The organism is Terriglobus sp. ADX1 (assembly GCF_036877645.1).
Classification (GTDB): domain Bacteria; phylum Acidobacteriota; class Terriglobia; order Terriglobales; family Acidobacteriaceae; genus Terriglobus.
In genome coordinates, this window is the sequence record NZ_JAEDXV010000141.1 from 1 (window position 1) to 253 (window position 253).

The window sequence follows — 253 nt, forward strand, 5'->3', positions numbered from 1 at the left end:
AACTTCTCTTCGCCTTCCTTCAGCGAGATGGAGTTAACGATGCCTTTGCCCTGCAGGCACTTCAAGCCAGCTTCAATGACTTCCCACTTGGAGGAGTCCACCATGAAGGGGACTTTGGCTACTTCAGCTCGCTGGCAAGGAGTTGCAGGAAGCGAGTCATGGCTGCGACGCCGTCGATCATGCCTTCGTCCATGCAGATATCGATGACGTTGGCGCCGTTCTCTACCTGCTGGCGTGCGATGGCTACGCCTTC

The 253-nt window shown here is 56.1% G+C and carries 1 pseudogene; it reads right to left on the minus strand.

The features are described 5' to 3' along the window. A pseudogene (locus JAO32_RS19920) lies at positions 1 to 253 on the minus strand (dihydropteroate synthase); the annotation flags it as partial.